This window comes from Bacillus sp. Cr_A10, from assembly GCF_029222665.1.
GTDB lineage: Bacteria > Bacillota > Bacilli > Bacillales_A > Planococcaceae > Psychrobacillus.
Genome location: NZ_JARHXR010000009.1, coordinates 308,181 through 328,433, shown reverse-complemented (window position 1 = coordinate 328,433; position 20,253 = coordinate 308,181). Strand labels below are relative to the sequence as shown.

Here is a 20,253-nt window from a genome sequence, read left to right as displayed (position 1 = left end):
GTGAAAGGGTCATCTAATTATGGACGTCCAAAGACCAGCTGTAATCTGTTGAACCGTCTAAGGAATCATCGTGATGTCGTGTTGGCGGTTTTTAGTCTATCCAGCAATTCAAATCGACAACAATCAATAGGAACAGAAATCCCTTCTATTTATGTCCAACAAAAATCCATGCCATTCAAGAACTACTAGAAACGGGCACGATTAGTTAAACCTTCAAGCGATAGAAAGTAAGAAACCCCTCCAAATTTATGAAGAGGGGCTGAGTATTTACAAATTTCCTTTAATTTATATAATTTACCATTCCCATTTCCATATCATTGTTGTTATCGTTCCAGTTTAACCAAATGGTACCTGTATTACCTGATCCTCCATCTGGATCCTTAATTGCAAACTTTGCCGTACTTCCGTGATCATATCCAATACCAGCAACAAAATGATAATCCACATAAGTACCTTCACGTATAAAAAAATCAAATCGTAACCCAATCGGCCTGTTGAGATTAATCATGTCTTTGTAATGTTCATAGTAACCATAGGCTCTATATGACCATACATCCCATTTGGTGGCTGTATAGCTTTCCCTTACATGCTTGGCTAATCCTGTTCTATATTGTGCCATAGAAGTTCCTACTGCAGTAGTGCCTAGATCACTATACATATGATTGATAAATGACCCTACGGAACTATAGTCAGCAGTTCCCTTTACATTAAATCCTTGACCTTTTAGGTAATTGGATACCATTGCTGCAGTCGCTGGACCACATGCAGAGTTTGGACTATTTACCCCAGAACTCCTTTGCCATAATCGAGTTACCCCTAAAACTTTATAAGTAGTAGCCATTGTAGAATTTTGAATTGACGGGTCATAAGATAGTAGCTTGTTCCATTCTTCTTCATTTTTTATATCTTTTTTTACACTTGGAATATCTTTCTTTAGAATTTTTTCATAAGCTTGAGATTGTTTTTTATTTTCCTTTTCAAGGTCTTTTAATATCAGATCTTTTCTCTGATTAAACTTTCCAATTATCTCATTATTATCTTTTCCATAAAGGAATTGGAGTGGACCTAGGTAATAAAGTTTTTTACCTTTATCTAAAAGATATTCGTGTTCAGAATCAAGTATACCTTCTCCGTATTGAAGAATAGGGGCACGTTCTGTTGTGGCCGAGACTAGGATATGATTTGTATTACCTTCACCTGTTTTGTAAGTTAGATAGTATCCCAATAAACTTTCATCAACATCATAGAGATAAGTTTTTAACTTAAAATCTTCTACACTATCTATTTCCCCAGCATAAGGAGATTGTTTAAGTTCGTTTAATGCTGCTTGTTTAGCAACATCTAAACTGATTTCATTAGACGCTGCTTGAACACCTTTAATTGGAATGCCCCCAAAAACAATTAATAAGGCTGTGATAAAAAATAACAAATAATACTTTTTCAACTAAACCACTCCCTTTATTTTGATACTTATTATTATTCTGCATCTGCTATCTGTGCTTGCCCTAACTTAGAGTGCCACCCTTCTGGTGAGAATTGTGAACAGAATATAGGATTGTCATGCCTGTTCGCATGCAATTTTCATTATACAGAAGGCTATTCATTTACCATGGTGGCTCTCAGTTCCGCATTCACTGGCTCTATTTGCCACACTAAGTGGCTCAAAACTCCGCACATGTGGCTCAATTCAAATGCAATAATCAATATTCTTAGATTCGTATTTATTAAATCTAATTTCTATATCCTTTAAGAGATTACACCTCCTCTATTTTTTATAATAAATTATCATTTTCGTAATATTACAAAATATCATTTTAAAGATATTCTATTGTAAATCAATATAATTAAAACAGCCCTTGAACAATATAATTGTCCTGGACTGTTTTAAGTTGGTTATAATTTAATACTATCGAAATATACAAAAGATAGATCTTCTATTATTTTAGGTTGTTCATTCAGATATTTCTCAACTAAAAGCATATTGGGGATGGATACATACGTATCACATTCACAAGCAGTTGCAGGTATTCCATGTATAGTTACTTGCTTATCATCTTTTGTTTTATAGGATTTTGTTATAAATCTTATTTCTCTCTCTTTATTACAATTGGGACACTTCAATTGATTGGCCCTCCTTAAAATAATATGTTTACTATGTAATTACCACAACAATTTAGAATAGCCCTTATTCCATTCATTTTCAAAAAATTATTTAGCTATTGGTATGAGCTTGATTAAAAAACTCTCTATAGATTCATACTTCCTGTAAAAAGGAGTAAATATAAAAAGGCTCTATTCCTTCTTGAAGTAAAGCACCCGTTAGTTGAAGAAGATTTCATTTTTTAGACCTTAAAATTAGTATTACTCTTGTCATAATTAACTCTTTGACTTTTCTTAAAATAAACTCTTAAAATCTCGTCCATCCCCCATCCAATGAATGAGATAAGGGTCGATGCAACTAAGAAGTATAAATCACCAGCATTGAAATCTGTCAAAATAAACCTTGAATCAAGAGTCAACATAAATATAATTACAACACTGGTGCCAAAAAATAAGTGGACGAATAGTGAAGAGAATACTCTTTTTTTACCAGAAAAATGCTTGTTCATTTTATCAGATAGAATAGATAAAGGAATCCCAAATAAAAGAGTAATTGGAATTGTATACATACTGGTAAAAGCAATCAATGCAGGTACCTGCTGTATAGTACTGCCTTCTATAAGCATAAAAAACAATCCTATAATAGGTGCAGATATTATGACTGTGAAAATAAAAGCAAATATTTTTCTTTTAAACATTTCATCCTCCCCTAGTTCCTTCCCCTAATACCACTCCATAAGATTAAGCAGACAGCAGCTCAACGTTCTTCAAGTAAAGCACCCGTTAGCTCAATAAGAAAAAGTTAATTTAGTAACCATTTCCGAACAACATCTATTGAGTTTTTACTAGTATTGGAACCGTTTATGATTATATCCGCGTACCATTTTGTAGGTTCAACAAACTCATTATAACGATGTCTTACTACATCAAGATATTCCGAAGAAATTTCATCAAAGCTTTCTTCGTTAATATCTCGTTTTAATCTCCTGACTAATCTTTCATCTGAAGGGCAATCAACAAATATCTTCAAATCAAGTTTCTCTCGAATTTCTTCAAAATACAAGACCATTAAGCCTTCAACAATAACGACATCAAACGTTTTAGATGATATTAAATGATTTATATCTCTATTTAGCTTGTCAATATCCACAGAAGTAGGATGGTCGTAATCATCATATTGTCTTCCATTGTATGGAGCATTTACTTTCGGTTTTACTTCTTTAAAGTAATCATCAGTAGATAAGGTTTTAACTTTTAATGCATCTAAATTCTTCGCCAAATTACTGCAATAAGTGGTTTTCCCACTACCTGAACCACCTGATATTCCAATAACAATACTACGGTCTATTTTTCTCATTATGGTCTCCTTTACCGCTAAGTTCTTCCCAGTCCTTATTGAACTCAACTGCCGCGTTAGTTTAAGTGTAACATTTCAAATTGTACATAAAAATAGACCATCATTTTTGATGGTCTTGTTTAACTAAAGCACCCGTTAGTTGAAGAAGAAAGGCAATTGGGGGTTTCTTTTTATTGTCTTGCAAAATCGGCAAAGGCAGATAAAAATATTGTTCTTGTTTGGACAATAAGTTCTATTGGTTTTTGAATATTCTTTTCTTGACTTGGATTTACTGGGGTTGTCCCTTCATACCAAGTTCTACCAGTACGGGATGTATTAATCTCTTCGTCACCTTCAAAGTAAATCTCTGAAACATTTATTGCTTTGTAGTAATCAATTAATTCCTTCTCACTGAGGTTGGATGACAACTTCATGTAGGCAACCGCAGTTATATAATTTCCATTAGCTAGTGGTGTTCCACCATAAGAGCTTCCATAATCATAACCTTTTTGAATAACTTCTGTTTCTGGAGGTAACGGATAAGAGTAGAGTTTATCTGCAAAATCCTTCGCTTCCCGCTTATCCTTTCCAAAAAACCATAAAGACAGCCCTATTAGTAGAAAAATTGATAAAAAGATTATACTCATTTTTTTTGTTCTTTTTGTCATATAATTTCCCCTTTTTAAATGAATATGGCTTTATCTAACAAGAAAAAAAGCTTTACTCTTTTTGAGTAAAGTACCCGTTAGTTCAATAAGAAGTTACAATTGTTTTTCGCTTCTAGTTACGGCATCCCTTTGATAATTTTTCAACTTCGGAAACCTTTTCGCCGTTCAATAGATACGTAACACCATACATTTCTCCTTCTCCGTTATGGTTGACTGCAACGTCAATATCATTCACAATTTGCTTCATATATTCGAATGCTGCGTTAGTTCTATAAGAAAAAATGACTTGTATTCACGATAATTACTATTTTTTTGTCTTAAATTTAGAAGAGAAATGAAACATCAATAATATTATAAATGCGATAATACAAGGATAGCCAATTAGCACAACTGGATTCATATGTTCGACTAAACTAAACTCTCCCCATTCAAGCCATAGCCTCCATCCCATTCCTAAAGCACTAAATATCAAGGAGAGTATAAAAACCAATGATAGTCGTTCTTTAAATAACCCTACAAATATATTCGCAACTCCAAAATAGATCAAAAGTGCAATAAAGAAGAAGTACCATTTGAAGCCTTGTAACCCAGGGATTACAAAAGTAAATGTGATACCAGTAAAAAATACAATTGCTAGAATACTATAAATCAAAAAGAATAATGGTTTCTTCTGTACCTCTTCATAAAAGTTTTCACCTAACATTATTTTAGGCCTCCTTTGACTTCCATACTCATAATCTTACCATTAATCTTATTCAACTAACCTGCCCCGTTAGTTTAAGTGTAACATTTCACAATGTATTTCTGAGATCTACTTGAAATTTTGGATAAAAAAATAGACCATCGACAAGATGGTCTTGTTTAACTAAAGCACCCGTTAGTTTAATAAGGAGTAATGCATTTAATTTAATGGTCCATATAAATTTATTAATTCTCCAGTGTATGCATCCATCACAATAGTTGATTCTTGACCAGTGTATTTAATTGTAACTTCCCACTTCATTTTATTAGTCATTTCATTCCAATACCCGTGCTTCGGAGTGAGATTCACACTAATATTCTCAGGTGGAATTTCCTCTAAACCATTGAAGGATATTGATTTTCTCCACTCTTCTGGGGGATTTAGCAAATATTTTTCTGCTTTATTTATTGCTTCACCTGTACTAATAATAGGCGACTGATAAAAGTATAAAAAAAACATTACCAGAGTACCTACTAAGCCAATTAGTATTTTTTTCAAAGGAGTTCCTCCTCACACTAAATCCTGCTTTATTTACTCTGTGGTGCTTTAGTTCAATAAGAAAAAAGAGTTGTCTAAGCAATCCATGTTTCGCTAAAGCACCCGTTAGTTTAATTATGGAAATTTTCTTTTCTTCTTCTTTACCAACCAAGGTTGAATTTTCTTTTCAAATATTTTAACTCCAATGTAAGCATCTAATATCCCAATTATTAGAGCAATGATTATCATACTTATTCCAGTAACATCAGCCATAACAATAGGTTTAAGTAAGGTAAAAACAACAGATAAAAGAATTGGTAATGTTAAACCAACCCATAAACCTATAAAAATTATAGCCATCTTTACTCACCTCTCTTATTATATATTTTCGGATAAAATAAAACGGTTATACCACCAATAAAAGAGTTTCTTATTGAACTAACCTGCCCCGTTAGTTCAAGAAGAAAAAAGTGTTACCTATGCACCCGTTAGCTAAAAAAATAAATACTATAACAAATAAAAGCTAAGGAATTTATAAACAGTAAACTTATTCTTAACTCTTTAATTCCAGCCAATCCAAAAATTATTCCTAACATACCTAGCACAAAAGGTAAAAACAAACTTATTATTAATAAGAAATCAAATGTTTCTTCACTCAATAGCGGAGAAATTGTCATTATAAAAAAGACAGCCGATAAAAATGAGAAACTCTTATGTATTGTTTTTGAGTTACTCCTTAAAATAATACTGTAAATGAGGACAAGAAAAAGCACCAAGCAAATCCAAATCATTATTTCACCTCACCTCTTTAAGAAAAGTTCTTATTAAACTAATCTGCACCGTTAGTTCAATAAGAAAAAACTACCCTTAGAGGCAGCCACTTGTTCAACTAGAGCACCCGTTAGCTTAATTTCTACCCCAAAACATTTCAATTTCATTTGAGGCTTTCCTCGTCTCTGAACCCATATACTTATAAGACGTTTTTAGTATTTCTTTAGAGTCGCCAAGTCGTGCAAGAATAGTAACGCTTAGTAATTCTTTAACTTCATCATCTCCTGAAGTAGCCATCAGTTCAAGAAAATCAAATAATTCCTTTATCCTTGGTATATCCTTCTCTTTTCCAATGAGTTCAATAAAATAATTGTTACATTCACCGAAGAAGACGTGATTTAAGATTTCTTCATAAAATTCAATATGTTCTTGTAAGTCACGCTTATACTCTTCAAATTCATCTGTAAAGTGTATTGCTAAGTCTTTATATTTCATTTTTTCTCCTTTTCCTGATCAACTTTATAAAACAGTGCTTCTTCAACTAACATGCTTCGTTAGTTCAATAAGAAAAAGTTATTCTTACAGGCAGCCACATGCTTAACTAAAGCACCCGTTACTTTAAGTTCATTCCTTCACAAACTAACATATAAAATATCATCATGTATCTGAGGTAACAAAATTAAGTATTTCAAAAGGCAATAGTTTATAGTCCCCCCTTTTTATTTCATTCGTATGGCTCGGAATGCTTTAATTTATCTGTTGAAAGAATCGTAGAATCTATTGAATAATAATCATACTGTCCAATCCGTACATTATCGTGAGCAAAATAAATATACACAACATTTGGTTCATCTGAAAAAATGACGTTAACCCAATAACTTGGCAACCCTGCAAGATGCCATTTACCTTCAATTGACTGTATATCTTCCTTAACGTATGACATCTCTTCTGTCAGGAAGTGTTCAATTTTATTTTCGTACGAGCGTTTTTTTGTTTGTACAATATAAATCGGAACAAGAAATAAAATTACCAACCCAATTATTAGAAATTTTTTCATTCAATACACCCCAATACGTAATCTGCCCCTTGTTTAACTAATCGACTATCAAAACACTCTTTTTCAAGGAATATCCAAATTATAGAAATTATTCTTATTCAACTAAACTGCGTCGTCAGTAAAAACACTCTTTATGTCTATAATTCTATTAAGTTGGCAATAATCCCTTTAAGAGTACTATTTTAGGGGGAATGGAATTGTTACTGTCTAAAGCATGGTCTTCGTTTGAAGCCGATAAACGAATAGAGGGCTTTTCGCTACAAACGTTAAAGGCCTACCAGTTACAGTCTTTACTACTAATTGATTATTTTAAGGATGTAGAGATGGAATTGCTCGATATAAATCAACTGAAGGAATATCTTGCAATATCCGGCAAGCATTTAAAACCAGCCAGTCTTGCACATCGTATCCGCTTTATGAAATCATTTTTTCGTTGGTCTCATGAAGAAGGATACCTGAGTAAGAATCCAACTTCCAAAATTAAAGAACCCAAAGTGGGAAAGCGGATACCCAAGTATCTAACCGAACGGGAGATTGAACACCTTCGTGAATCCTGTCATTCCCCAATGGAAAAAGCGATTTTCGAATTTATGTTTTCTACCGGTTGTCGGATTGGAGAGATTGTTGCGTTAGAAAAGAACCATATCAATTGGTCCAATCAATCCGCGATCGTTAGAGGAAAAGGTGATAAGGAAAGGGAAGTTTATTTTAATACACGTTGCGACATATGGCTTAAACGCTATTTAGAAAGCCGGAATGACCATCATCCTGACATCTTTGTAACTGCAAGACAGCCACATAAAATGAGTGTCGCCCAAATGTGGTACATCATCAAGCGGATCTCCAAACGGGCAGAAATCAATAAAGCGATTCATCCACACCAACTTAGACACAGCTACGCAACTCATTTGTTGAATAATGGTGCTCCTATTGAAGTCATACAAAATCTTATGGGGCATGAGAAAAGTGAAACCACCAGGATATACGCTCAATTAAGCGGGAGGCTAAGAAAAGAATATTATCAGAAGTACTTTTAAATGTTAAAAGAGCAACGTCTTAACAGACGTTGCTACTCGATTGAAAATTACTTTATCTTCACTTATTTCTTCTTTTTTGGTCGATTTTCAGTCGTTTTTGCGTTAATCCTTCTTATAACAACCCCACCGAAGTTTAAAAACCTCACTATTCTACATAAATAAAAACCTATGATGAAGTCCTTTATTAAATTTTTGTATGATTTTTATTTACAGTTATGACATTTTTACAATGAAAACCTTAATAAATAAAGCTTATTCTGACCTATCCATATAAATATAAAAGTTCATTTAATAACCAACCAATAATTTTCAACTAAAGCACCCGTCAGTTGTAAAACAAAATCATTGTTCAATTGCTCATTATCTCAACAAACCGTCATCATCTCCATATGAAAATCTCCCTATTTGGCCATCTTCTTTTGTAGAGAACATGACTTCACCTTCTACATTTGCAATTTTTTCTTCATCTCCATTTTTCTGATAACCAACCTTTGCTATGAAGGTATAACGATTTGAAATTTTATCACTTTGCTCAATCGTGATATCCTTTAGACTTAACTTATGTCCAGTGTCAAAAGCGCGACTTTGGTATGAAGTAGCAAATGCAGCAATAAAGAAATCGAGCTCAGAATCTGTAAAGTAAGGTCCGTATACCTCTGCTACATACTTATCAAACTCTTTGTTCTCTTCTTTATTATTCACAACAGTTGTATATTTAGGATTCCACAATAGTTCCATAAACTTTTCATCAGGACCATTAAACTGATGCTCCAGAACTTTTGTGATTGCTGTTCTATATGGATCTTCTTCTGTTTGCGAGCAACCGGTCATCAATAACACTGACATCATTGTCAAAATGCGAAAAATAACAATACATAAGGTTCTATTCCTACGATCAATCATTCAGTATTCCCCCTTTAAAATTAATACGGTTTATTATCAAGCATGCTTCAACAATTCCATAAACACATAATTCTTGCTTCGACAATTTATGAGATAATGTAAGTTAATGAATAATGTCACCACGCAGAAAGAGTGATTCAATTGAATAATGAGCAACAACCTAACAACTCGCAATACCGTAACATGCGAATACTTTATTTGATAGCTATTGCTATCACTATTTTGTTTGGCCTTGCCTCTAGAAAATGGAGTCTTCTACTTATGCAATTTGTAGCTCTGAACGCAGGAGACGTTCTATGGGCAATGATGGTCTATTTCGGATTTCGTTTTCTGCTAGCTCATAAGAGCACCCTTACGGTCATTTTGCTCAGTTTTTTGTTTAGCTTCGGCATTGAATTTAGTCAGTTGTATCAGGAAGATTGGATTAATCAAATTCGCGGGACATCTCTTGGGGCTTTAATATTTGGCAAAGGTTTTCTTACAGAGGATTTGATTCGATATACAGTAGGGATAATATTCGCTGCTGTATTAGATAAGATGGCAATTAAGTTTATCCTTCGTAGCTAAATTAACAAATTATTTTTTTGTTTTTTTAAATATCTCATAGACACCATCTACTTCTGTTTGAACAAGGATAACGTCACTATCTTCCTCAACAGAATAAATTAATATACCTTCGTCTAAATAATTAGATACTAAATTGTCTTTTGGGAGAACTTCTGGAGGTACTCTTTTCTTAACTTTACCTATTTCGTCACTTAGTGTATACTCTCCTTTATTTTTAACCCCGATAGATCTATATTCAGCCCCTTTTATTCTCAACAAAGCAGCGTATGAACCAACTTCTTCTCCTGAACTACTTTGTTTATTTGTAACTTGTGTACCTGAAGTACAACCAGTTAATGCAATCGAAACTAAAAGTACCAAACTTAAATAATATTTCATGGTTTTTCCCTCCCTTGAAAAATTGAATGATGATTCATACAACTTTATTAAATTTTTAAATCCCCAATTTTCTGTCCAATATCTTTTACTCTTTTATTCCTAAGAAACTCATCTATACACCAGAAGAGACTTGAAGAAAGAATAGATGTAATTAAAAAGAAATATATAAACGAACTCTTGAAGTCAGAAAATAAAATCTCCCTTTCTTCTTCTGAAAATATAATGGGTATTAAAACGAATAAACATGCAAGCAATAAGTGAACCAATAATGCTAAAAACCCTCTATACATACCTTTAGATTTTTTTGTAACATAATCAGAAAATATAGATACCGGTATTCCATAAAACAAAAGTATAGGGAGTAAAAACATACCTATGATGATAACAAACCCCGTCTGCTCTATTACGAAGTAAATTATCATAACTAACCCACAAGTAACTATCGCAGAAACTAGTTTTCTAATAATTATCTGAACTACCCCCAGTATTTCTTGTTAAACTAATCTACGTTCGTTCAGGAAGATTAATATAAATCCTTTTTTATAAAAAGCCAATTTCATTTACACCTTTGTAATTAAGATATATTTTAAAGTTGCGTTCTTTATATAATTCTTCGAGTTCTTCTATGGAATAATCCATGTATATTGTTTCAAACGAAAGAGTATATAAGTATCCATCACGAGTGTCTGTTAAATGCAAAGGATGTATCGGCCCTAATGATTCCTTTAAGGAAGAATCAGTTACAATCTCAAAATTAAAAGATGTTCTATCGTCAATTGATATTTCTTTTTCTGACATTAACGACACTTCATATCTAACTCCTTTAAGAGGTATTTCTGAAGCACTGTCATTCAAGTTAACAATTACACTTTTAATTTGGCTAATTTTGAATGGCACTTTATAGTCTACAATCGTGTCAACATATAATGGGTCGCTTTCTTTTATTTCCTCCGTCTTTACGAATGGTGTAGCTTTATTGTCGAATTGATTATCGGTACATCCTGCTATAAGACATAGTCCGAGTAAAGCAAACAAACTAACATAGAAACCTTTCATTATACTTCCCCTTTGATTTTGTACCCAGTTAGTCCAATAAGAAAAAAGAGCTGCCTTTGGCAACCCCATATTTCACTAAAGTCTCCGTTTGTAATGGTCCAACAATTCATTTAAGATAAAAACTATAATGCATGGTACCGCTATCCTTTTTATATCCAATAGATTCATACAGTCGTTGAGCATTAAGATTATCATTAGCAGTTTCTAAGACTAATCCTTTTGAATTTGTTTGAATTGCATATTCTTTTGCTTTTTCTAATAAAAGTTTCGCTACACCTAAACGTCTTGCTGATTGGTCCACATATAAATCGTTCAATATCCACAGTCTCTCCATGGATACCGAAGAGAATGAGGGAAATAGTTGAACAAATCCCAATGGTAGCACATCATTTACTTGTTCCTGGGTAACTAGGAAGATGACAGACTGCTTCTCTTTCATCCTTTCTTCAATAAATTTTCTTCCCGCCTCTAAGTTGGATTCTTGGTTATAGAACACTCTGTATTTATCAAATAATGTTGCAACCAAATCCAATTCATTTAATCCTGCTACCACTACATTAATTTCATCGACCGAATTCATATTCATACCTCCATATAAATAATTCACTTAAGATTTATTGTTTAACTTTCCTGCTCCGTTCTTCAATAAGTTCTACAAAAAGATCGTTATTCCTGCTAGAATCTATAGCCCGGTTACATTTAATTCAAAAGGAACATCCGCTCTATGTATCATTATGAACGAATGTTCTTGTTAATTTATTTTATATCCACCTTTACATCATCTTCAATCCAAGATGGATAAGAATCCAATTCAAATCTTAATGGATTGGTAAATTTTTCCCACGGTAAATCAAATTCAAGTTTCATTTCCTCATTAGAAACTTTAACTAATGAGCCTCTAACATAATTTGCAGTAGATGGAAAAAGTCCTTTATAATAAATTATAAAATCTCTTCCAGTAGCATCTGTAAATCTAGGAAAATAAACAAAATCATTGTTATTATCAGCTTCAATTGTAAAACTAACTTTTTCATTCTCCACTTTTAGATTAGAGAATAACGATTCTGATGGTTGTTTCAAAAATGCCTTGGATTCGGTATCTATTAAAATATAAGCCTGGTCTTTATCCATTGCTGCAATTTTCCCAAATGTTAAGCTCAATTTATTCGGTTCATAAAAGTAAAAGCTTTCCTTAAGTGGTACATCCCATACATCACCGTTTAAAAGTGGTTTATATGAATTTCCAGGTAACGCTGACCATGTCCTTCCTAAGTCGTCTTTCAGCTCTAATTCATCAAAAGCACGAGCAAGAAGTTTCTTTGAGTTATGTGGATTTTCTTCTAACCTAACAACAGTACGGATTGGATCGACTATCAATTCTTTTACTTTAATACGTTGGCCATCAATCGTCACTTCTTTATTCACAACAATATTCTTACTCTCTACATCCATCTTCTTATATGAAAATGGAATTTTAAAATGCTCTATTTTTTCTCCGTTTTTCAAACCTATCGCCCAGGATAGTTCTTCTTCGAGTTTACTGCTTTCTATATGCTCGGTAGAACTAAAATACTGTGAATCCTTTCTTTCTGTCAAAGGTAGAACGGAATCATTTAAATCAAATCTATAGCGGGAATTCATGCCTGACCACAATTGTATATACTTTAATTCAAGAGAGCTGACATCCATTTGGTTCGTTTGAACGGAATAAAAAATCACCATGCCTTTTTTGTCAGCAATTACTCCATCGAGTGTCACGGTAATACCGTTCTTTTCTTGCGATAAATTTATAGGCTGATAAAAATCATTCTCAATCGCTGCAGTCAAGCCTCTATCTTGCTTAATGAGCGCCACAATTTTATCCATACCTGGTATTAATGCAACTTTGCTTGCGAATACTGGGGACACTGTAATAGAAGTGACAAATGAAATAAGAAGAATTACAGCTACGACAATTGACCATGTACTCCGTTTTCGAATAATATTTCTTTTTAATGCTCTTTCATTTTTTGCTTTTTCGAATCCCTGTCGTACGGCAAAATGTAATTTGTCCGCTGGTATTTTCACTTGATCAATCGCATTCTTTCGCTGCTCCAATTTATTTTCTTCTTTCTTAAACACGCTTTACATCTCCTTTCTCATCAAAATTGTTCCGAAGTGCACGTAATGCTTTATGTAATCGAGTTTTAATAGTTCCTTCTGGAGTATTCCACATAACAGCAATATCTTTTATTTTGACCCCTTCAAAATATTTCAAGTGCAATAATTCTCTTTCATAATCTGATAGAGTTAAAAGTGCCTCTTCTACTTCCATATAAGTAAAATCTTCACTTACACCCGTCCTATTAATCAGACTCTCTTCAACTATTTCCCTATTACTTCTCTTCAGCACATCTAGGCAATAGTTCATCATAATCCGAATGAGCCATGTCTTAAAGTAGGCAGGCTCCTTCACTGTTTTTATGCTACGATAAGCCCTATACGTCACCTCTTGAACCGCTTCCAATGCATCTTCTTCATTTTTTACATACGATATTGCAGTTCGATATAAAGCTTCTTGATATGAATGCATGAGTTCTAAAAATGCTTCTTCATCGCCTTTAATAGCCCTCTTAACAAGACTCTTTCCTCTCAAGATTTCACCTCATTTCATTGTTCTTATTTATTAGACATACAACTACGATAAAAGTTTTGAAAAAATAAAATAAATTAAAACCTCTTAGGAAATAGTGTCCTAAGAGGCCTAATATGATGATACTTATTTCACTATAAAGTCGACTTCACAAATGCTTGAAATTTTTCCTCTTCTTCCGAAAAAGGATTGTGATTACTTTGTTCAAATGTTGTAAACATTGCATTAGGAATTAAATTCGCGATTTCTACACCGAATTTATGAGGGCATTGTGCATCGTATTTACCTGAATATATATAACTAGGGACTGTCACATATAATAATTCTTTTCGTAAATCATATGTAGTACATTCTTTTTTTCTAAAGTAATCTAAACGATCGCCAACTGTCTTACCACTATTCGGTTTTTTTAATGCCTCTTTCAATTTATCTTCGGAATAATATGACATTAAAGCCCATTCATAGCCTAATTTCTGCCTAGTTTCAACTGATGTGGAATGATCATTAAATTGGTTCATAATGTCATTAATTCGATTGAAGTTAGGATTTTCAGAGCAATATATACTGTCAGGATCATAGCCATATTCTATACTTGCTGCAGCTCCTCCAGCAATAATCTTTGTAAGTGATGAAGGCCTGAGGATTGCATACTTAAGTGCAAGCATGCCTCCTGTAGAATGACCAGCAAAACCCCACCGTTCCAATTGTAGAGCGATACGAATTGCTTCCAAATCTCTTACAGTTTCGTCCATACTATACTGACTGTCATTTTCAGCTTTGACCGAATTTCCGCAACCACGAAGGTTTATTAAATACACGTGATAGTCTAATGTAAACGAGTTTGCAAAAGAATTTCCTCGCTCATCATAAGCACTATATAAATGTGTAACGGCTAAAGGCTCTCCATCACCATTTTCAAATAGTTCAAATGTTCCTCTTTCCGTATCGATAAATCGTTGAATCCACATAACTTAGCATGTCTCCTTACTTTATCTTTTGAAAATTGATAGAAAGCGGGTAATCATTATAGTATTTCAATGTTCATAGTTAAAAGTGTCTTTTAAAGCAGAATTCCAAGCAAAATAGAATTCTTCTACATTGGCATACCTTTTACTCCTGTCTTCTTCAATAGCCCTGGTTGCAACTTTATACAGTTCAGCACTTGCATCCCATTTTAAATATGAACGGTCTAGTTCTCCTCCAAGAAGGCAGAATGCTGTGGCTCCCATGTTAAATACGTTTGTTTTTTCATCAATTGGAGCGCCTAATGTAAATTCTTCTGGCGACATAAACCTAGAGGAGCCCCAGAGTCTTCCCATCTTATTGAAAAATGGTTTTTCCATATACAAATCAATATCACATATTTTTGTGCTGTTATTCTCAAAATCATATAGGATACTCCCGTCATAAAAATCAACGGCTACATAATTTTTCTTTTCCATATGTACATGGAATTCAAATATACTTGTTAAAGATCTTAAGCGGAATTCAATAGGTAATTGTTTAAAACGATAAAAAGGAGAAGCGGGATGATTGTACTTCTTGGGTGGAGGAAAAGACCAATGAGAATGGAGAGACTCCCCATTGATCCAGTCAAACACTAGAACATACCCCTTCTCAACCTCAAAATGATCAAGTAGATTTACCAAGTATGGATGGGACAGATTGTTGTAGATTTTAACTGAGTCTTTTAATCTTGCTACCGCATCTTCTGGATGCCCCTTATACTCTAAAGTTTTTGCTCCAGCATACTTCACAAACTTTTTTGAACTGTTTTTTTCTACACCGAAACTAATGTTCCCAGAATCTTGTTTATCAAAAACGCAAAAAACTTCACCTAAACTATGAATCCATTTAAAATCATGCTTCTCTCGTAATTGAAAAGTAACACTGTCTAAGGTAAATTCTTGTGAACTGTACATAAAAACCCCCAGTTTGTCTTAAAGGTATTTAATCTATTTGCTTTATTATCTTTGCCGGGTTTCCACCTACTACCACATTCGCAGGGACATCTTTTGTGACAACTGAACCCGAAGCAATGACGACATTATTTCCTATAGTGACCCCTGGGTTAATAACGGAATTACCACCAATCCAAACATTGTCCCCAATTTTCACCGGTTTTCCGTACTCTACACCTGATACTCTTTCTTCGGCATTTAATGGATGGGTTGCTGTATAAATGTGGACTCCAGGAGCAATAAAACAGTGATCTCCTATCCGGATTTCACAAACGTCTAAGAACACGCAGTCAAAATTAGCATAGAAATTCTCACCAACATGAATGTTGTAGCCATAATCACAACGTAAAGTAGGTTCTATACTTAAACTATTTCCTGTTGAACCAAACAGTTCTTTTAAAAGTTCTGTTCTTTTGTCCTCCTCCGTTTCTAATGTTTGATTGTATAATCTAGTCAGCTTTCGGGCAGTTAACTTTTCTCTCAGTAATTCTGGATCTGTTGGATTATAAAGCTCACCGTTTAACATTTTTTCTTTTTCACTTATCATGCATTCAAACTCCTTTGTTAAACTATCAACGCAAATTCCAAGACAAATCTAGATGACTTAGTATTTTGTGTAATGTAACTCTGCGAATTGTTTATAACGTCTCACATCGACCAAAGTTAAATCCTTTTCATAATTACCTGGCACAAAGAGTGGTATCCCACGACCAATTATGGACGGGGCAATTTGAATGATAAATTCATCGATAATGTTTGCTTTAAGAAGCGGTTGCAACACCTCTCCTCCACCTACAAGCCAAATCCTTTTGCCTTCTTGTTCTTTCAACGATTTAGTGAAGCCTATTATATCCTCGTTAATGAATTCTACATACTTATTGGAGCCAGTTAATGTACTGGAAAATATATAGCACTTTTTATTTTTATATGGAAACTCCTCTGGAGAAAGAATCAATATTTGTTCGTATGTGTTTCTTCCCATAAGAATTGTATCAACTGTTTCATAGAATTCAGAAAAACCTGTGTCTTCCTCACCTTCCGTTCCAATTAACCAATCCAACGAATGGTTTTCCCTAGCTAGGTAACCATCCAAACTAATAGCTCCGTAAAAAAGGACAGTACTCTTTTGCATACTTTAACCCCTTGTCAGTATATTTATTTATCATATCCAACTCAGATTTTTTGCCTGCTCTTCTGCCATTTTTAAAATCTGAACTCTTTTGTCGTTATTAGATTCAATTTTGGAGACTATTTGCTTAGCCGTTTCAAAATTAAAAATAACATAGCCTGTTTTCTCAAAATCAAATGAATAGGCTAAAATTTTTTCGACTCTTACTAAAAACCATACAGTATATGTATCAGTTGATTGCCAGTACCAAGAAGCAAACGGGATTCTATTGGAATCTAGAATAATTCCCACTTCTTCCATAGCCTCACGTTCTAGTGCTTCTTCCAAACTTTCATTTTCTTCGATTCTTCCACCAATAGTAGTTAGTATAAGTTCATCCTTGTCCCATGCCATCATAATAGAACCAGTTTCTGTTATAGGAATACAATGAACTCCAGCAATTCTTTTATCCTTTGGTAGGGTAGTTATCCTAGTTAACACAATTATATCCCCTATCTCTACTCATATAAATTGCCAACCCTTCCATCTTCTCCATTGGATATTGAAATCCCTTTATTTTATTACTCAAAATAAATGGCTTATTCATTATGCTTTATGTTAAAGGAAACGCACTGTGCGAATCGTTAAGAATTAAAACAAACCTACCAATAAATAAATAGCAGTGCCCCATATAAAAATAGCTGATAATTTATTAAATAAGATAAATACTTTATTCGATATTTGTATTTTTTTCAAGAAAACTCCTGTAGTTGCTAATAACAAAAACCATAGCCAAGAAACGATGATACAAGCAATCATAAACAATCCTTGATCTTGTCCTTCATATTTAACCGCACTCGTCCCGATCACACCTATCGTATCAAGCAAAGCATGTGGATTGAGTAAGGATACTGAAAGTGCAAAAAGAATTTGCTTTTTTAAAGGCAATGCTTCTTTCCCTTCTAAACTAGCTGCATCTGATAGCCAAATCACTTTCCCCATGTACAGTAAAAATAGAATTCCACCAATAATTAATATCAAGCGAATCCACTCAAATTGTAAAACAATCATAGATAATCCAAAAATCGCTAAAATGATTAAAATTGTATCACATATAGCTGCAGTAATCGCCGCAGGAAGCGCTAAAATCATACTTGGTTGTGTGACACCTTGAGTAAAGACAAAGACGTTTTGCACCCCTAAAGGTAAAATCAGTCCAAATGCTAAAATGATACCATGAAAAATCGGTTCCATCTTTTCAACCCCTTTCCTCTCTATCGTAGCTGTGTTATAACTAAAGAAAAAGGTCCAATTGGTTTGTTTTTTAACCATCCAATTTTTAAAGGAGGGCTGCTGTATGAATTGAAAACCAAATCGTTCACTTCCAATGAGTTTATCAAAGCAAATAATTCAATGGATAACCGAACAAATTAGTACTGGACAATGGCCAAACGGGACAAAGCTTCCTGCACAACGACAACTGGCACTTACACTTGGTGTTAACAGGAGTACATTACAAGAAGCAATAGACGAATTAAAAGCTGATGGGATTTTATCATCAAAGGTTGGTTCAAGTACATATGTATCCAACGATTCTTGGAGTATGCTTTTGAAACAAAAGCAACCTAATTGGCAAAAGTATATTGAAGCAAGTATTCACAAACCTAACTTTCAAACGATTCAACTTATTAATGAGTTTGAACAAGATGAATCCATCATCCGACTCAGCACAGGTGAGCTAGCCCCTAGCTTGTTACCTACAGCTGAAATTCAAGCCTCCTTGCAAAAGCTTCAATTAGAAGGAAAAGCTATTGGTTACTCCTCTCCTCAGGGAAGCCTTAAATTACGAGTTGCACTTTGCGATTATTTAAAAAATCGAGGAATTGCGACTTCACCTGAGAATATTTGCATCGTATCAGGCGGCTTGCAAGCATTGCAATTAATTGCTGTAGGTTTACTGGAGACTGGTTCTGTTGTGTTTCAAGATGAATTTTCATATTTGAATTCCATTCATCCCTTCCAGTCTTTTGGTATGCAAATGCAGAGTGTTGATTCAAATAATCAAGACGGAAAGATTCTTCAAATGCGTAGCGGGAAACGTCAAGGTATCTATTATGCGATCCCTACACTGCATAACCCAACTGGTAGGATATGGTCATTAGAAGAAAAGGAATCATTTTATGCCATGTGCCAATCTTTGCAGCTACCGATTATTGAAGACGATGTTTATTTTGAATTATCGTTTGATGCTCTAACTCCTTCCTTAAAGTCAATCGACACAACAGGACGAGTACTTTATCTTGGAAGCGTTTCAAAAACACTAAGCCCTGGGTTACGAATTGGATGGATTGTAGCACCATCACCTGTTATTAAACGCTTGGCTGATATTAAAATGCAGATGGATTACGGCTCTAGTGCCTTTTCGCAAGAGATTGTCACCTACTGGTTAACGTCTGGTTTATATGAAAAACACATTGAAAAATTAAAAGAAGAATTAAAACGACGTGCTGCTTTAATGGAAAGTTTATTAGAGAAATACTTTAAGGAAATCGCTTCATGGGAATCTTCCAAAGGAGGATTTTATATATGGATAAAATTTAATGAACCTATTGTCACAACTGATTTTTTTATGAATTTATTGAATCAAAAGGTACTCATTAATCCCGGTTATATATATGAACCGAAAGATACGTATCACATTCGCTTATCATACTCCTATATTTCTGATAAAGAATTAATCGAAGGGCTTCAGACTCTTTATTCTGAAGCAATAAAAAAGAACCGTGAATTCAACTAAATCTCGGTTCTTTTTATAAATCAGATATTAGTATTACTACTGATGGTTTTCCACTCTCTTTTTCATCACTTCTGCCATTTGTTGAGAAGTCAGATTTTCTTCAACCGACAGTTGATCAACGATGTTAAGATAATCTTCCTCATTACGATTCTGACTTAATTTATAGGCTGCTTGGATCTCTTTTACTTTTATTTTAAATCCAACAATCCCTTTTAGTTCTTTATTTATTAACTGAGGAGAAAGCTTCTCCCACAAAACTGGATCCTTCCGATGCTTTTCGTATTTATGAAGCAGTGAAGCAAGGTCTTCTTTTAGCTCTTCTTCATTCAAAACGCTAGCTTCTCCATATATGTGAACTGCTTGATAATTCCATGTTGGAACATTTTCATGTGTGTACCAAGAGGAAGAGATATATGCATGCGGTCCTTGATACATAACAAGTACATCTTCGTTCGTATCGAGGGTTCTCCATTGTGGATTTCCATACGCCATGTGTCCGGTTATATAGTAATCGTCTCCATTTTTATGCAATTCTAAGGGCAAGTGCGTAGCTATAGGTTTGCCTTGTTTAGTAGTTACAATCGTTCCAAATGAGTTCATTTGGACAAATTCTTTAATTTCATCTATATTTGTGACTTTAAAGTATTTAGGAATATACATCAG

Annotated in this window: 27 protein-coding genes; 3 read left to right on the top strand and 24 right to left on the bottom strand. The window is 33.9% G+C overall.

Translation table 11 applies throughout. From position 1 onward, the window contains the following. Positions 1–280: 280 nt before the first annotated feature. The 11 genes from P2Q73_RS08695 to P2Q73_RS08645 form a co-directional block, all read right to left on the bottom strand. The gene (locus P2Q73_RS08695; protein ID WP_275785953.1) at positions 281–1,444 is read right to left on the bottom strand and encodes a C39 family peptidase; all 1,164 of its coding nucleotides are present in this window, start codon (positions 1,442–1,444) and stop codon (positions 281–283) included. A gap of 449 nt (positions 1,445–1,893) precedes the next feature. Beyond that, on the bottom strand, positions 1,894–2,121 hold the full coding sequence (locus tag P2Q73_RS08690) for a YgiT-type zinc finger protein (protein ID WP_275785951.1): 228 nt from the start codon (positions 2,119–2,121) through the stop codon (positions 1,894–1,896). A 221-nt stretch (positions 2,122–2,342) separates the two neighbouring features. Next, positions 2,343–2,798 (bottom strand): hypothetical protein, encoded by a 456-nt coding sequence (locus tag P2Q73_RS08685; protein WP_275785949.1) that lies wholly within the window; start codon positions 2,796–2,798, stop codon positions 2,343–2,345. Positions 2,799–2,902: 104 nt separating this feature from the next. After that, on the bottom strand, positions 2,903–3,457 hold the full coding sequence (locus tag P2Q73_RS08680; protein WP_275785946.1) for a uridine kinase family protein: 555 nt from the start codon (positions 3,455–3,457) through the stop codon (positions 2,903–2,905). 170 nt (positions 3,458–3,627) lie between these two features. After that, complete coding sequence (locus tag P2Q73_RS08675; protein WP_275785943.1) at positions 3,628–4,104, bottom strand: hypothetical protein; 477 nt, start codon at positions 4,102–4,104, stop codon at positions 3,628–3,630. Positions 4,105–4,216: 112 nt separating this feature from the next. Next, complete coding sequence (locus P2Q73_RS08670) at positions 4,217–4,351, bottom strand: hypothetical protein (RefSeq protein ID WP_275785941.1); 135 nt, start codon at positions 4,349–4,351, stop codon at positions 4,217–4,219. Positions 4,352–4,408: 57 nt separating this feature from the next. Further along, positions 4,409–4,807 carry an ABC transporter permease gene (locus P2Q73_RS08665; RefSeq protein ID WP_275785938.1) on the bottom strand — a complete coding sequence of 133 codons (399 nt, stop codon included), beginning with the start codon at positions 4,805–4,807 and terminating at the stop codon, positions 4,409–4,411. Between the two features lie 198 nt (positions 4,808–5,005). Next, a complete protein-coding gene (locus tag P2Q73_RS08660; protein ID WP_275785935.1) occupies positions 5,006–5,344 on the bottom strand; it encodes a PepSY domain-containing protein in 339 nt (112 codons plus the stop codon). A 114-nt stretch (positions 5,345–5,458) separates the two neighbouring features. Then, the gene (locus P2Q73_RS08655; RefSeq protein WP_275785932.1) at positions 5,459–5,683 is read right to left on the bottom strand and encodes a hypothetical protein; all 225 of its coding nucleotides are present in this window, start codon (positions 5,681–5,683) and stop codon (positions 5,459–5,461) included. Positions 5,684–6,229: 546 nt separating this feature from the next. Continuing rightward, positions 6,230–6,589, bottom strand: coding sequence for a DUF7674 family protein (locus tag P2Q73_RS08650; RefSeq protein ID WP_275785929.1), 360 nt, complete (start codon positions 6,587–6,589; stop codon positions 6,230–6,232). A gap of 229 nt (positions 6,590–6,818) precedes the next feature. Then, positions 6,819–7,151 (bottom strand): DUF3139 domain-containing protein, encoded by a 333-nt coding sequence (locus P2Q73_RS08645; RefSeq protein ID WP_275785926.1) that lies wholly within the window; start codon positions 7,149–7,151, stop codon positions 6,819–6,821. 197 nt (positions 7,152–7,348) lie between these two features. On the opposite strand from P2Q73_RS08645, the gene xerA reads away from it, so the two are divergent. Then, positions 7,349–8,188, top strand: coding sequence for a site-specific tyrosine recombinase/integron integrase (gene xerA / locus P2Q73_RS08640; RefSeq protein ID WP_275785924.1), 840 nt, complete (start codon positions 7,349–7,351; stop codon positions 8,186–8,188). 360 nt (positions 8,189–8,548) lie between these two features. Here the strand turns inward: xerA and P2Q73_RS08635 are convergent, their stop codons facing one another. Beyond that, positions 8,549–9,091, bottom strand: coding sequence for a hypothetical protein (locus P2Q73_RS08635; RefSeq protein WP_275785922.1), 543 nt, complete (start codon positions 9,089–9,091; stop codon positions 8,549–8,551). A 132-nt stretch (positions 9,092–9,223) separates the two neighbouring features. Between P2Q73_RS08635 and P2Q73_RS08630 the strand changes: the two genes are divergently transcribed. Next, positions 9,224–9,658: a ribosomal maturation YjgA family protein gene (locus tag P2Q73_RS08630; RefSeq protein WP_345798834.1), complete on the top strand. Its 435-nt coding sequence runs from the start codon at positions 9,224–9,226 to the stop codon at positions 9,656–9,658. Positions 9,659–9,667: 9 nt separating this feature from the next. On the opposite strand, the gene P2Q73_RS08625 is transcribed toward P2Q73_RS08630, so the two are convergent. The 11 genes from P2Q73_RS08625 to P2Q73_RS08575 form a co-directional block, all read right to left on the bottom strand. Continuing rightward, on the bottom strand, positions 9,668–10,036 hold the full coding sequence (locus P2Q73_RS08625; RefSeq protein WP_275785919.1) for a hypothetical protein: 369 nt from the start codon (positions 10,034–10,036) through the stop codon (positions 9,668–9,670). A 540-nt stretch (positions 10,037–10,576) separates the two neighbouring features. Then, complete coding sequence (locus P2Q73_RS08620; protein ID WP_275785916.1) at positions 10,577–11,092, bottom strand: hypothetical protein; 516 nt, start codon at positions 11,090–11,092, stop codon at positions 10,577–10,579. A gap of 106 nt (positions 11,093–11,198) precedes the next feature. Continuing rightward, a complete protein-coding gene (locus tag P2Q73_RS08615) occupies positions 11,199–11,672 on the bottom strand; it encodes a GNAT family N-acetyltransferase (RefSeq protein WP_275785913.1) in 474 nt (157 codons plus the stop codon). Positions 11,673–11,848: 176 nt separating this feature from the next. Beyond that, positions 11,849–13,213, bottom strand: coding sequence for a DUF4179 domain-containing protein (locus P2Q73_RS08610; RefSeq protein WP_275785910.1), 1,365 nt, complete (start codon positions 13,211–13,213; stop codon positions 11,849–11,851). Further along, positions 13,206–13,727: a sigma-70 family RNA polymerase sigma factor gene (locus P2Q73_RS08605; protein ID WP_275785906.1), complete on the bottom strand. Its 522-nt coding sequence runs from the start codon at positions 13,725–13,727 to the stop codon at positions 13,206–13,208. Before P2Q73_RS08605 ends, P2Q73_RS08610 begins: the two co-directional genes overlap by 8 nt. A 131-nt stretch (positions 13,728–13,858) precedes the next feature. Further along, entirely contained in the window at positions 13,859–14,692 is an 834-nt protein-coding gene (locus P2Q73_RS08600; protein ID WP_275785903.1) for an alpha/beta fold hydrolase, read from the bottom strand. 66 nt (positions 14,693–14,758) lie between these two features. Then, positions 14,759–15,646, bottom strand: a complete 888-nt coding sequence (locus P2Q73_RS08595; RefSeq protein WP_275785900.1) for a protein kinase domain-containing protein — start codon at positions 15,644–15,646, stop codon at positions 14,759–14,761. Between the two features lie 28 nt (positions 15,647–15,674). Then, the gene (locus P2Q73_RS08590; RefSeq protein ID WP_275785897.1) at positions 15,675–16,232 is read right to left on the bottom strand and encodes a sugar O-acetyltransferase; all 558 of its coding nucleotides are present in this window, start codon (positions 16,230–16,232) and stop codon (positions 15,675–15,677) included. A gap of 57 nt (positions 16,233–16,289) precedes the next feature. Then, positions 16,290–16,817 (bottom strand): dihydrofolate reductase family protein, encoded by a 528-nt coding sequence (locus P2Q73_RS08585; protein ID WP_053589041.1) that lies wholly within the window; start codon positions 16,815–16,817, stop codon positions 16,290–16,292. A gap of 30 nt (positions 16,818–16,847) precedes the next feature. Continuing rightward, positions 16,848–17,294, bottom strand: a complete 447-nt coding sequence (locus P2Q73_RS08580; RefSeq protein WP_275785893.1) for an NUDIX hydrolase — start codon at positions 17,292–17,294, stop codon at positions 16,848–16,850. Between the two features lie 150 nt (positions 17,295–17,444). Continuing rightward, on the bottom strand, positions 17,445–18,047 hold the full coding sequence (locus tag P2Q73_RS08575) for a LysE/ArgO family amino acid transporter (protein WP_275785890.1): 603 nt from the start codon (positions 18,045–18,047) through the stop codon (positions 17,445–17,447). Positions 18,048–18,180: 133 nt separating this feature from the next. Between P2Q73_RS08575 and P2Q73_RS08570 the strand changes: the two genes are divergently transcribed. After that, positions 18,181–19,590, top strand: coding sequence for an aminotransferase-like domain-containing protein (locus P2Q73_RS08570; RefSeq protein WP_275785888.1), 1,410 nt, complete (start codon positions 18,181–18,183; stop codon positions 19,588–19,590). A 36-nt stretch (positions 19,591–19,626) separates the two neighbouring features. Here the strand turns inward: P2Q73_RS08570 and P2Q73_RS08565 are convergent, their stop codons facing one another. Next, positions 19,627–20,250, bottom strand: coding sequence for an FMN-binding negative transcriptional regulator (locus tag P2Q73_RS08565; protein ID WP_275785886.1), 624 nt, complete (start codon positions 20,248–20,250; stop codon positions 19,627–19,629). Positions 20,251–20,253 lie beyond the last annotated feature (3 nt).

Coding starts and splice junctions, on each gene's coding strand:
- P2Q73_RS08685 (WP_275785949.1), bottom strand. CDS start 2,798: ATGTTTAAAAGAAAAATATTTGCTTTTATTTTCACAGTCATAATATCT.
- P2Q73_RS08680 (WP_275785946.1), bottom strand. CDS start 3,457: ATGAGAAAAATAGACCGTAGTATTGTTATTGGAATATCAGGTGGTTCA.
- P2Q73_RS08675 (WP_275785943.1), bottom strand. CDS start 4,104: ATGACAAAAAGAACAAAAAAAATGAGTATAATCTTTTTATCAATTTTT.
- P2Q73_RS08670 (WP_275785941.1), bottom strand. CDS start 4,351: ATGAAGCAAATTGTGAATGATATTGACGTTGCAGTCAACCATAACGGA.
- P2Q73_RS08665 (WP_275785938.1), bottom strand. CDS start 4,807: ATGTTAGGTGAAAACTTTTATGAAGAGGTACAGAAGAAACCATTATTC.
- P2Q73_RS08655 (WP_275785932.1), bottom strand. CDS start 5,683: ATGGCTATAATTTTTATAGGTTTATGGGTTGGTTTAACATTACCAATT.
- P2Q73_RS08650 (WP_275785929.1), bottom strand. CDS start 6,589: ATGAAATATAAAGACTTAGCAATACACTTTACAGATGAATTTGAAGAG.
- P2Q73_RS08645 (WP_275785926.1), bottom strand. CDS start 7,151: ATGAAAAAATTTCTAATAATTGGGTTGGTAATTTTATTTCTTGTTCCG.
- P2Q73_RS08635 (WP_275785922.1), bottom strand. CDS start 9,091: ATGATTGATCGTAGGAATAGAACCTTATGTATTGTTATTTTTCGCATT.
- P2Q73_RS08625 (WP_275785919.1), bottom strand. CDS start 10,036: ATGAAATATTATTTAAGTTTGGTACTTTTAGTTTCGATTGCATTAACT.
- P2Q73_RS08620 (WP_275785916.1), bottom strand. CDS start 11,092: ATGAAAGGTTTCTATGTTAGTTTGTTTGCTTTACTCGGACTATGTCTT.
- P2Q73_RS08615 (WP_275785913.1), bottom strand. CDS start 11,672: ATGAATTCGGTCGATGAAATTAATGTAGTGGTAGCAGGATTAAATGAA.
- P2Q73_RS08600 (WP_275785903.1), bottom strand. CDS start 14,692: ATGTGGATTCAACGATTTATCGATACGGAAAGAGGAACATTTGAACTA.
- P2Q73_RS08595 (WP_275785900.1), bottom strand. CDS start 15,646: ATGTACAGTTCACAAGAATTTACCTTAGACAGTGTTACTTTTCAATTA.
- P2Q73_RS08590 (WP_275785897.1), bottom strand. CDS start 16,232: ATGATAAGTGAAAAAGAAAAAATGTTAAACGGTGAGCTTTATAATCCA.
- P2Q73_RS08585 (WP_053589041.1), bottom strand. CDS start 16,817: ATGCAAAAGAGTACTGTCCTTTTTTACGGAGCTATTAGTTTGGATGGT.
- P2Q73_RS08575 (WP_275785890.1), bottom strand. CDS start 18,047: ATGGAACCGATTTTTCATGGTATCATTTTAGCATTTGGACTGATTTTA.
- P2Q73_RS08570 (WP_275785888.1), top strand. CDS start 18,181: ATGAGTTTATCAAAGCAAATAATTCAATGGATAACCGAACAAATTAGT.
- P2Q73_RS08565 (WP_275785886.1), bottom strand. CDS start 20,250: ATGTATATTCCTAAATACTTTAAAGTCACAAATATAGATGAAATTAAA.